The organism is Thiococcus pfennigii (assembly GCF_016583835.1).
Taxonomy (GTDB): domain Bacteria; phylum Pseudomonadota; class Gammaproteobacteria; order Chromatiales; family Chromatiaceae; genus Thiococcus; species Thiococcus pfennigii.
This window is the reverse complement of record NZ_NRRW01000082.1, coordinates 1-10,684: the sequence shown is the minus strand read 5'-3', so window position 1 is coordinate 10,684 and position 10,684 is coordinate 1. Positions and strand designations below refer to the sequence as shown.

General features: G+C 70.1%; 10 protein-coding genes. 4 read left to right on the top strand and 6 right to left on the bottom strand.

Translation table 11 applies throughout. The features are described from left to right. Positions 1 to 325, bottom strand: a 325-nt coding sequence (locus tag CKO41_RS16945) for an HPF/RaiA family ribosome-associated protein (RefSeq protein ID WP_200383146.1), incomplete at its 3' end; no start/stop codon positions are given. Positions 326 to 653: 328 nt separating this feature from the next. Here CKO41_RS16945 and CKO41_RS16940 point away from each other — a divergent pair. After that, positions 654 to 854 (top strand): hypothetical protein, encoded by a 201-nt coding sequence (locus CKO41_RS16940; RefSeq protein WP_200254442.1) that lies wholly within the window; start codon positions 654 to 656, stop codon positions 852 to 854. A gap of 775 nt (positions 855 to 1,629) precedes the next feature. On the opposite strand, the gene CKO41_RS16935 is transcribed toward CKO41_RS16940, so the two are convergent. The 3 genes from CKO41_RS16935 to CKO41_RS16925 form a co-directional block, all read right to left on the bottom strand. Continuing rightward, complete coding sequence (locus tag CKO41_RS16935) at positions 1,630 to 2,187, bottom strand: hypothetical protein (RefSeq protein WP_200254444.1); 558 nt, start codon at positions 2,185 to 2,187, stop codon at positions 1,630 to 1,632. A gap of 276 nt (positions 2,188 to 2,463) precedes the next feature. Beyond that, positions 2,464 to 3,309, bottom strand: coding sequence for a penicillin-insensitive murein endopeptidase (gene mepA, locus CKO41_RS16930; RefSeq protein ID WP_200254446.1), 846 nt, complete (start codon positions 3,307 to 3,309; stop codon positions 2,464 to 2,466). Positions 3,310 to 3,393: 84 nt separating this feature from the next. Beyond that, positions 3,394 to 3,753, bottom strand: a complete 360-nt coding sequence (locus CKO41_RS16925; RefSeq protein WP_200254448.1) for an Hpt domain-containing protein — start codon at positions 3,751 to 3,753, stop codon at positions 3,394 to 3,396. A gap of 356 nt (positions 3,754 to 4,109) precedes the next feature. Here CKO41_RS16925 and cysM point away from each other — a divergent pair, with 356 nt between their 5' ends. Genes cysM through mobB form a run of 3 tightly spaced genes read left to right on the top strand, consistent with a single transcriptional unit; the run spans position 4,110 to position 6,933 of the window. Then, a complete protein-coding gene (cysM, locus tag CKO41_RS16920; RefSeq protein ID WP_200254450.1) occupies positions 4,110 to 5,000 on the top strand; it encodes a cysteine synthase CysM in 891 nt (296 codons plus the stop codon). A gap of 14 nt (positions 5,001 to 5,014) precedes the next feature. Continuing rightward, positions 5,015 to 6,349, top strand: a complete 1,335-nt coding sequence (rlmD, locus tag CKO41_RS16915) for a 23S rRNA (uracil(1939)-C(5))-methyltransferase RlmD (protein ID WP_200254451.1) — start codon at positions 5,015 to 5,017, stop codon at positions 6,347 to 6,349. 38 nt (positions 6,350 to 6,387) lie between these two features. Next, positions 6,388 to 6,933: a molybdopterin-guanine dinucleotide biosynthesis protein B gene (mobB, locus tag CKO41_RS16910; protein WP_200254453.1), complete on the top strand. Its 546-nt coding sequence runs from the start codon at positions 6,388 to 6,390 to the stop codon at positions 6,931 to 6,933. 278 nt (positions 6,934 to 7,211) lie between these two features. On the opposite strand, the gene CKO41_RS16905 is transcribed toward mobB, so the two are convergent. Together CKO41_RS16905 and CKO41_RS16900 are read right to left on the bottom strand one after the other, a co-directional pair. Continuing rightward, entirely contained in the window at positions 7,212 to 8,384 is a 1,173-nt protein-coding gene (locus tag CKO41_RS16905; protein ID WP_200383145.1) for an NnrS family protein, read from the bottom strand. A gap of 706 nt (positions 8,385 to 9,090) precedes the next feature. After that, positions 9,091 to 10,684, bottom strand: a 1,594-nt coding sequence (locus CKO41_RS16900) for a CARDB domain-containing protein (RefSeq protein ID WP_200383144.1), incomplete at its 5' end; no start/stop codon positions are given.

The window sequence follows — 10,684 nt, the reverse complement described above, 5'->3', positions numbered from 1 at the left end:
GGGCGGCTTCGGTGGTCGGCGCGGCGAGGGTGGGGCGGCTCAGGCGGCGTAGCTGAGGTTTGGCGGCGGCGAAGGCGGCGGTGACGGCCTCGGCCGCCTCGCGCTTCGCCTCGCGCACGACGATCTGACGCCGATCGGGCAGATCGATGCGCAGTTCGCAGCGGACGCGATGGCCGCGGATGGGGTCGAATTCTTCGAGGATGCGAGCCTCGGTGCGGATCTCGCGATCCGGAAAGCGGGCGGCCAGGCGTTCGGCCTGGCCCTCGATGATGGATCGGATGCTGGCATCCAAGGCCAGCATGTCTCCACTGATGCGAATGGGCATGAATTACCTCAGTTGGGCGCCGCCAAAGGCCCTCGCCGGCCCGACGGTCCCGGGATGGATCTACAACATGTGGGATTTGGGTCGAGCCGGCGGCACGCGGCGCATGCCAGGTCGGCCGCGCGGCCTCTCCGGCCCGTTCTCATCGCAAAGTGAGGCCGGAATCCATCAACGCAAATCCGACCTCGTGGGCAGCATGGAAGGCCCGCTGCCGCGGGGCGCAACTTTAGCGGCAATAACCATATAAAGTCCAGCTTGTTCCGCATGGGGGATCTATGGTCCCTTATAACCTACCGTGGCGGTAGGTAAGCGATCGGGGCGAGGTGAGACCATGACGCGACGTGACTTCGGTGCAACTCAGCAACAGTTGGTCGAGCGCTTCCTCTGCGACTCGGCGCGCTATCTCGGCCTGGGCGATCTGCCGACCGAGCCGGGGCGACAGGCGGGCGCGTTCGGGCCGGCGATGGCGCGGCGTCCGTGCGTCGATCCGCGCGCCCCGCTGTGCCGTTGCGGGGCCGCGTTCGGGGCCTGAGGCGATTTCTGTCAACAAACATACCGTCTGGCTTGTCTTTTCGCCCGCCTTCTGTGTCGCGAGCGCACTCACATAGCTGGGCTATGCTCCCGCGCTCGCTCCTTGAAGACAAACGAAAGTTCGGCGTCATCCGGTAGGTTTGTTGCCGGCAATCGCCTGAGTCCTCGATTGCGCCCGCCCAGGTGGCGACCGCCTGGATCGATCGGCATCGGCCGCCGAGGCGGGTTCCACTGAGTTGAACTTACCGCGCGCGTCGCGCTCCAATCGCCCGAGACATGAGGACAACTTGAGCGATTCAGGTGCCCGCCGCCGGTCGGACATCGCGTTTCTGCTCCGCCTCCTTGAAAGATCGCCGGAAGGCGATCTTTCAAGGTCTCCACAAGCCAAGCCCCTGCTCCTTGTCGTGTTCCCCGCGTCGTGTTCCCCCGCACTGGCGGGGATTTTTTTGCCTGGTAGAACCTGCCCTGGGTTCCGTGACCCCCGGTACCGGTTCGAAAATGACGGGTAGCTCGGTCACGTCATCGTGAAACAGGTCGCGCCGAATGTCGGGTTACGGTGCGCGCCAGGCCGTTCGTTCGCGGCGGACACCGTGCGGGCGTGCCAACGCCCATGGCGACGCGCGCCAACCCGTGGCCCGAAACCGGTAGGGTGCGGTGAGCTTGCGAACCGCACTGGCGCAAGGCCGGTATCGTCCTCCCCACACCCGCCACAGCGGACGTTCACGGTAACCGGACATCGGGGGCGGGGTCGTGCGGCTTGTCTTTTCGATCGTACCTCAGGACCCGAGGAGATCTTGGAAGGCGCGGGCGAAGCGCTTGTAGGCCTCGTAGCCGTCCTTGTCCATGACCTGATCGATGATCCAGCGGTTCTCCTCGTCGCGGCCCATCAGCGACTGGATCTCGTGGCCGAGGTGGCGCAGGAAGGCGTAGCTCGGACCGTCGTCCTCCAGTTGGAAGGCGGCGTACTCGCCGGAGCGCTCGTTGAGCCCGGCGATGAAGGGGCGTCCGTAGTCGCCGGGGCCGAGCAGGTCCTGGCTGTTGTCTTGGACATGTCCGATGACCTTGGCGGCGAAGGCGCTGATCAGTTCACGCCGCTCGGCGTCGTCGAGGCGCGCGTGGGCCAGACGATCGCCGATCTGGATCAGGAAGAAGAGGTATTCGGCGATTACCGCGAGGCGCTGGGCGTCGTCGCGGTAGAGGAACCGTTCGCAGTGCAGGTTGATCGCCTTGTCGAGGGCGATGCGCCAGGCGATCGCGGCCAGCGCCGAGGCGATCTCGGGCAGCGAGCGGGTCGCCCCTTCGTTCCACCAATGACTCTTGATTCGCAGTGCCACCTGTGATTCCTCGCAGTGTTCTGGTGCCTTGGGCGGTGTCGCGTGCCCCGGCGAGGGACGTTGCGGGGCGCGCCGATGTGGTCACCGTAAGACAGGCGACCGCCTGTCGGGTTAGGGCGCGTGCGACCCGGGCCTTCCCCTACACGGCCGCGCGGGCGCAACTGGCCCGGTATCTACGCGGCCGTGCCGGTCTTCGCGGGGCCGTCGGTCGGGTGGCCGAGCAACGCGCCGTTTCACCTTTCGGGGCGTCGCCACGGCGCATGCGCGCACCCTGGCTTAGCCGGCCTCCAGTAAGGCCCGACAGGCGCTCGGCATGGGCGCCGGGGCACTGGGCTCGGCCTTGGCGGGCCGGCGGGCCTCCTCGGAGAACCACCAGGCGAGTGTGGCGTCGCAGCCGTCGCCGGGTGGCAGCGCGGGCTGCTGGATGCAGGCCGGGCTGTCGGCCGGGCAGCGCAGGCGGACGTGGAAGTGGGCGTCGTGCTTGTACCAGGGGCGCACCTTGCGCAGCCAGGCGCGCTCGCCGGCCTCGCGCTCGCAGAGGGCGCGCTTGATCGCCGGGTTGACGAAGATCCGTTCGACCCGCCAGTCCTCGGCCGCGCTCTTGAGCAGCAGGCGCTGCTCGGGACCCCATTCCGGGGTCAGTGTCAGGCCGTCGCGCTCGACCATGCTCGGTGGGTCGCGGCCGTCGGCGGTCTCGCGGCGGGCCTGATCGGGCGAGGTCGCGAGCCGGAACCAGACATCGACATCCAGCCCGTTCTGGTGGCTCGCGTGGCTGGACGCCATCCGCCCGCCGCGGGGCTGGGCGAGGTCGCCGATCATCAAGAGCCGGTCGGTCTGGTACGCGAGGCGTGCCGCCAGGTCGGTGACGAATTCGATCAGCACCGGGTGGCCATAGAACCGGTTGCGCTCGCGGCGGATGCTGACGAAGCCGTGCCCGGCGGCCGGCAGCGCGGCGGCACCGGCCAGGCACCCGTTGGCCGCCGCGCCGATAGCCCTCGTCGGACCCGGTGCCGGGTCGGTGAAGGTCGGCCAGGGGTTGGCGAGCGCCGCGGTGCCGGCCAGGGCGGCGAGGAGGAACGCGAGGCCGACGGCGCGGCCAGGGCGCAGCACGGGTGAAGGCATGGATTCGATCTCGTAGGTGGTGGCGATCAGGTCGGGGCCGGCGGCCAGTCTTTCCAGCCCCGGGCGGCGCCGTCGCCGCTGTCCTCAGCAGGCCGTCGGCACCAGCCGTCGGATCTCGGCGGCGACGCGCTCGAGGGCGGTGCGAATCGCCTCGGGGTCGTCGCCGCCGCGGGCGAGGTGCTCGAGTCCGGCGAGGGCCTGATCCAGGGCCGGGACGCCGCAGTAGCGGCTCGCGCCGCAGACCCGGTGCGCGGTCTCGGCGAGGCCGGTCCAGTCGGCGGCGGCGCCGTGCGCGCGCAATTCTGCCAGATCGGCGGGCAGCTCGGCACAGAGGATCGCATAGAGCTCGCTGGCCAGGTCCGCGTCGCCGCCCACCGCCGACAGCGCCATGGCTTCGTCGCGCACGACCCATTCGGCTCCCTGCTCGAGATCTTTCGCGGTCATCGGAACGTCCTCCATGTGTTCGCTCCGACAGGACCTTAGCGCCATGGCTCGGTCCCTGTCCAGACCCTGGCGGGGTGGGTCCTCGACCGACCCGTTCTGCGGCCTTTTTCGGGGTGATCCAATGGGGGCTGGTCCATCCTCGACGGGCTGCACTGGGGCATCCTCGCCTCGCGCGGGGGCATCGAGTCGGCACCGGCCGGGCTCGGACCACCCTCGGGGCGGCAGCTGCCACGCCTCGCCGGCAATTGCCTGGGGATCGGAGCGGATCCGCCGCAGGGGTGGGTTTGGTCCTGCCGGCGAGTCTGTTGCACAATCAGTCGTCCCTCAAGACGACTGGCACCGCGGATGCGTCGAGCATGATCTACCCCACCATCGAAGACCGGGTCGGCGGCACGCCCTTGGTCCGTCTCCAGCGCCTGCCGGGCGAGACCGACAACACCCTGCTAGTCAAGCTCGAGGGCAGCAATCCGGCCGGCTCGGTCAAGGACCGCCCGGCGCTGCACATGATCCGCTGCGCCGAGGCGCGCGGCACGATCCGCCCCGGCGATACCCTGATCGAGGCGACCAGCGGCAACACCGGCATCGCGCTGGCGATGGCGGCCGCGATCAAGGGGTACCGGATGGTCCTGATCATGCCGGAGAACATGAGCCGCGAGCGCCGCGCGGTCATGAAGGCCTTCGGCGCCGAGATCATCCTGACCCCGCGGGAAGGCAGCATGGAGGCGGCGATCGATCTGGCCAACACGATGGCCGCGCGCGGCGAGGGCCTGCGCCTCGACCAGTTCGCCAATCCGGACAATCCGGCGGCCCATTACGAGACGACCGGCCCAGAGATCTGGCGCGATACGGGTGGCACCGTGACCCACTTCGTCAGCGCGATGGGCACGACTGGCACCATCATGGGCACCGGCCGCTACCTCAAGGAGCGCAACCCGGCGATCCAGATCGTCGGCGTGCAGCCGGCCGAGGGGGCGAGCATCCCCGGCATCCGCCGCTGGCCAGAGGCCTACCTGCCGAAGATCTACGATCCGGCCGGCGTCGATCGCATCATCGACGTCTCGCAACAGCGCGCCGAGCAGACGACCCGCGAGCTGGCGGCGCGCGAAGGCATCTTCGCCGGCGTCTCCTCAGGGGGGGCGGTCGCCGCCGCCCTGGAACTCTCGGGCGAGACGCGCGGGGCGGTGATCGCGATCATCGTCTGCGATCGCGGCGATCGCTACCTCTCGACCGGCCTGTTCCCCGAGTGACCCGGGAGGGTCCGTTGTCCAAGAAGCGCAAACCACTGCCCGAGCAGCCGATCGAGGTCGAGATCGAGTCGCTGACCCACGACGGCCGCGGGCTCGCCCACCTCGAGGGCAAGGCGGTCTTCGTCGACGGCGCGCTGCCCGGCGAGCGAGTGCAGGCCCGCTACACCCGCCTCCAGCGCCACTACGACGAGGCCGCCGTCGTCGCCATCGAGCGCCCCTCGCCGGAGCGCGTCGCGCCGCGTTGTCCGCACTTCGGCGTCTGCGGTGGCTGTCGTCTCCAGCACCTGGCGGCGCCTGCCCAGGTCCGCGTCAAGCAGGAGATCCTGCAAGAGGTCCTCGCACGCATCGGCAAGGTGACGCCCGAGACCTGGCTCGCGCCCCTGTCGGGCGAGCCCTGGGGCTATCGGCGCAAGGCGCGGCTCGGCGTGCGCTACGTGCCGAAGAAGGGGCGGGTGCTGGTCGGTTTTCGCGAGCGCCGCAGTGCCTTCGTCACCGACCTGACCCGCTGCGATATCCTCCACCCCGCCGTCGGCGAGCGCATCCCGGCGATCGCCGCGGCGCTACAGGACCTGTCGATCCGCGAGCGCCTGCCGCAGATCGAGATCGCGATCGGCGACGGCCCCGCGGTGCTCGTCTTCCGGGTGCTGGATCCGCCGAGCGCGGACGATCTCGCGCGGCTCGCGGCCCTCGGCGAGGAGACCGGCCTGCACATCTATCTGCAGGAGGGCGGCATCGAGACCATCCGACCGCTGCCGGGGCAGGCGATCGCGCTGCACTACAGCCTGCCGCACCACCAGGTGCGGATCGCCTTCGAGCCCTCGGACTTCACGCAGGTGAACCTGCAGCTGAACCGGGCGATGGTCGACCAGGCCCTCGGGCTGCTCGACGCCCAGCCCGACGAGCGGGTGCTGGACCTCTTCTGCGGCCTCGGCAACTTCACGCTACCGCTCGCCCGCCAGGCCGGCGCGGTCTTGGGCCTGGAGGGCGACGCCGGCCTGGTCGCGCGGGCGCGGCGCAATGCCGAACACCATCACCTCGCGAACGTGCGCTTCGAGGTCGCCGACCTCTACGGCGAGGGCGCCCTCTCGCCCTGGCTCGAGGGCCGCTTCGACAAGGCCCTCCTCGACCCGCCGCGCAGCGGCGCGCTCGCCGTCCTCGAGTGGCTGCCGCGCCTCGGCGTGCAGCGCCTCGTCTACGTCTCCTGCTACCCCGCGACGCTCGCGCGCGATGCCGACCGGCTCGTGAACGACCTCGGCTACCGGCTCGTCGCCGCCGGCGCGATGGACATGTTCCCCCACACCGACCACCTCGAGGCGATGGCCCTGTTCGAGCGCGCCGAGGGCCGTTGAGGCCCCGCGGCGATCGTCAGGTGCTCGCCGGCTCTCCTATGCCCAGGATCATCGTTCCCGTCATCGGCTTCGTCGCGGCCAGCGGCAGCGGCAAGACGACCCTGATCAAGCGGCTGGTCCCGCTCCTGCGCGGGTGGGGCCTGCGCATCGGCTATCTGAAGCACGCGCACCACACCTTCGATCTCGACCGACCGGGCAAGGACAGCCATGGCGTGCGCGAGGCCGGTGCCACGCAGACCCTGTTGGCCTCGCGGCGCCGCTGGGCGCTCCAGGTCGAGAACCCGACCGACGCGCGGGAGCCCGCGTTGCCGGAGCTGCTGGCGCGCTTCGATACGACCGTCTTGGACCTGATCCTGGTGGAGGGCTTCAAACACGCGCGCTTCGCGAAGATCGAGGTCTACCGACCGGCGCGGGGCGGGACGCCCCTCTATCCCGACGATCCGGACATCCTCGCCGTCGCGACCGACGGCCCGCTGCCGGCGGGCCATCCCGTCCGGCTGGACCTGAACGACCCGACCGCCGTCGCCGATTTCATCGCGTCCCGCCGATCCGAATGGGCCGTCGAGATCGACGAGCCGGACTGAACGCCGCCCGGCGAGCGGACACGGGCCAGTAGGGCGGGAAAGCGCAGCGCATCCCGCCATGCGGGGAAAGCGCAGCGCATCCCGCCCCGGCTGACGCGCCGCCCGCCGCCCCGGCCATCGCCGCGGCCTTCGTCCCAGCCGTCGCCGCGCCCATCGCCCGTTGCCTCGGCAAACCGCACCGACCCCGCCGCGCCCGTCACCCCGGCTGCCCTCGTCCGAACAGGCCTGCTCCGCCCGGGCATGACGGCCCTTGGCCGTGTTCGATCGGGGGCAGCCGCTCAGCCGGGGCGTCCGTCGATGCGTGGCCTGGCCAGCATCGGCAGGAAGCGGAAGGAGAAGATGGCGAAGCCGGCGATCCAGAGGACCTGCGAGGCGCCGATCCAGAGCTGGTAGTGGGCGGGCCAGGCGAGCGGTGCGACGACGCGCAGGACGGCGGCGAGGAGGACCAGACTGAAGATCGGGGTCAGGATCCGCGGCGGGGCGAGCGGGTCGCGGCCGGTATGGGCGAGGCTGACACGGGCCATCATGCCGATCGCGATCAGGCCGATGCCGCCGACGGCGAAGGCGTGGACCGCGAGCGAGGGCCAGATGCCGGCCCAGATCGACAGCGCCTTCAGCAGGAAGCCGAGGACGAGGAAGCCGTAGCCAACGTAGAGCGACCACAGCAGGGGGCGCTGCCAGATCCCGGGCGTGTGCCAATCCCACAGGCGCCAGGCGTGGACGACGACCAGGCCGACCGAGAGCCAGGCGACGAGCTGGGATTGGCGGGTGAGGATGTCCAGGAGCGCCCAGACGAGGAACAGCGCCAGGCTGGCGAGGTCGATCCAGCGTCGGTTGCGCGGTGTGAAGGCCCCCGGCACGCCACGCTCGATGAAGAACGGCATGATCCGGCGCGCGACGGTGAACAGCACCGCGAGGACCAGGTAGAGGCCGGCGTACAGGCCCCAGTAGGTGCCTTGCGGGAGATGTCCGAGTGCCCCGGCATAGTAGAGGGCGTTGGCGAGCGGCAGCAGGGCGACCTTGGTCAGGAGGCCGAGCTGTCGCCACTGCCGTACGCGGACGACGGGTGCGGCGATGGCGACGAGCAGGCCGACGCCGAACAGCAGGTCGGCCGCCGCGCCGAACGCCAGCGCCGCCCCGCTCGGCAGCAGATAGGCGAGCCGCGCCGTCAGCCAGAGGGCGGCCAGCGCGGCGAGGGCCGGGCCGCGGATCGTGCCGACGCCGGTCCAGTTGGCCACCGCGGTGAGCAGGAAACCGGCGATCGCCGCATGGGCGAACCCGTAGACCATCTCGTGGCCATGCCAGAGCATCGCCGGCAGGCCGCCCGGTGTTGAGGTCGGCGCATGGGCGTAGATGATCGCCCAGGCCAGGATCGCGACCGCGGCGAACGGCGCGGCGAGCGTGAAGAAGGGACGGAAGCCCAGCGCGAGCAGGGCGCCCGATGGCGGCATGCGCCGCTCGTCTCCGGGTGAGATTGGTGGCAGCATGGGCGGTCTAACCCCCGTGTTCTCTTCTGGCCGGGTCGCTGCGATCGGTCGGTGCCCGATCTCCTGGACATCCCTTCTGCGACAGCGACGGTGACGATCGGGGCACCCTGTGGTCGGCTACCGTCGGGTGCAACGCGGAGCGGCCCCGAGAAGCCGCGTCGGCGACGTGGTTCGCCGGGGTGGTTGTCGGCACCGGACGAGTCCGTGTCGCATGATCCCAAAGACGGCCGTTGACCGTCTCCTCATGGATTGAAGTCGTTGAAACGGTCCAGAGGCGTGACGTGGGCCCCGCTCACCCGCTCGATGAAGGCCGCCAAGGCGCCCGATGCAGGTCGCGCGCGGCGCTCGGCGGTGTTCCGAGTCGTGGCAATCGCTCGGCGATCGCGTCTCCTTATGCCTTGCCGGACACCGCGCGGCGCACCTCGGGCGCCGTCCGACTGCCGCTCGTAGGATCATGACCCGAGTACGGCGGTGTGGCGATCGGACGGATGTCTTCTCGTGGGTACGAGGATCCAGTTTGGGATCCATCGGGGGTCTTTCGAGGCCGTGCCGGCCAAGACAGGCGGGCGTGGGGTCGTTGTAACCCCGCGGGCGGGCTCGGCGGCAGGATCGGGCCGTCCAGGCGCTGCGGGGACTCGTGCCGGCAGCGCCTGGACGGGCGGTCCTCAGGTCATTGCGGGGCGAGTGCGAAGGCCCGCACCGCATAGGCGTCATAGGCGGTGATCCGCTGCCCCCAGCCCGTAGTGGCCTTCGGGAGCACGCTCAAGACCTCTGCGAAGGCGGCCTTCTCGCAGCCCCCGAGCAGTTGGGTGCGCAGGAGCGACGCGGAGAAGTTGCCGGAGCCGTCGCCGACGAATCCCCCGGCCGCGGCGGCGGAGACTTCGGCATCCACATCGATGACCGGCGTGGTGGCGCGGCGGACATCGAACGCGAATACGGCATGATCCGCCGGATGCGTGGCGTGGAAGGCGAGTCGGATCCTGGCGTCCGCGTCGGTCGGTGCCAGGGCCTTGTCGTAGAGCAGGAAGCCGCAGTCATCCGTCGCCGACCCGCCGGCGAGCGCCGGTGCGTCGATCGCTGCGGCCGTGCGGCGGTTGTCGATATGCAGCCGGAAGACGTAGCCGCCGCCGGCAATGGCCGCAGGCGGTGCCGCGGCGGTCACCACCGTGCCGTCGGCCGCGGTGCTCGTCGGGACGAGGAACCGGAAGGACGTGGCACCGGGCATCACCAGGGTGCCGTCCTCGTCGTAGACCTCCAGCTTGAACTCGTAGTCGCCTGCGGGCAGCGAGGAGGTGTTGAGCAGGCCGCTGTAGATATCGCCGAACCAGTCCGTGGCCGGCCACGAAAACGTTACGCCCGGCTCGGAGAACGGCGGCTTCTTCGGGCGGAACTCGTAGAGATTGTTGCCGTTCACCGGCTTGGGTCCCAAGACGTAGACGGGGAAGGTGACCTTGGACCCCTCCTTGCGTTCGTAGTGTGCGCCGATCGTCTCGGTGAACTCGGTCCAGGCGCCACCGACCGGCCGGTATTGCCAGCGGTAATAGGCCAGCTTGGCCGTCGGCAGACGGCTGTCGTAGCCGCTGCGGAAGCCTAGGCGGGCACCGAAGGGTGCGTCCCTCATCGCCCGGCCGCTCAAGCCGTCGGTGTAGTCGGTGAGGCCGGTCGGCTTGATCTTGTAGAGCGGCGTATTGCCGACGGCCCAGGGGAGGACCCAAAAATCGACGCCTGGTGGCACCGTGTTGGCCGTGCCCGGTGCGGTGCCGACGGAGACCTGCCTGGCCGTCGTGTTATTGGCCTCGTTCGACTCGGCGAGCCGTTCGATCGAGTCCGCATACGCCCCCAGCCAGTAGGTGCCGGGCTCGATGCCCTTGGGCACGTAGGCTGCGAGCTCGTAGGTGACGCTCGCACCGGGCGCGATGGACTTGGTGTTGCTGATCCGGCCTCCCGTGACCAGCGCGTCTTCGACGAAGTCGTCCTTCGTGAGGCCCTGGTAGACAGGGTGCACCGCCGTCGTCGCGGGGATGTCGCTGTCGACCGACCACACGAGGTCGACCATGTAGGCCTTGTCGACTGGGCCCTCGCTGGTGCCGAGTGCCTTGATCGTCCCCTTGTTGGTCACCGTGACGGTGACGGGCAGATCGGTGCCCGCGGCGGCCTTGGCATCGGCGCTGATCGAGACGACCAAGTCCGGGCGCCGGAAGATCGGCGGGATCGGGATGACGCCGGGCGGGGTCGCGGGCCTGGTGACGGGGGGCAGGGGTGTC

Excerpts from the sequence above, each read along its gene's own strand:
- CKO41_RS16940 (WP_200254442.1), top strand. The coding sequence starts at position 654 with ATGACGCGACGTGACTTCGGTGCAACTCAGCAACAGTTGGTCGAGCGC.
- CKO41_RS16905 (WP_200383145.1), bottom strand. The coding sequence starts at position 8,384 with ATGCCGCCATCGGGCGCCCTGCTCGCGCTGGGCTTCCGTCCCTTCTTC.
- mepA (WP_200254446.1), bottom strand. The coding sequence starts at position 3,309 with ATGCCTTCACCCGTGCTGCGCCCTGGCCGCGCCGTCGGCCTCGCGTTC.
- mobB (WP_200254453.1), top strand. The coding sequence starts at position 6,388 with ATGCCCAGGATCATCGTTCCCGTCATCGGCTTCGTCGCGGCCAGCGGC.
- cysM (WP_200254450.1), top strand. The coding sequence starts at position 4,110 with ATGATCTACCCCACCATCGAAGACCGGGTCGGCGGCACGCCCTTGGTC.
- CKO41_RS16925 (WP_200254448.1), bottom strand. The coding sequence starts at position 3,753 with ATGACCGCGAAAGATCTCGAGCAGGGAGCCGAATGGGTCGTGCGCGAC.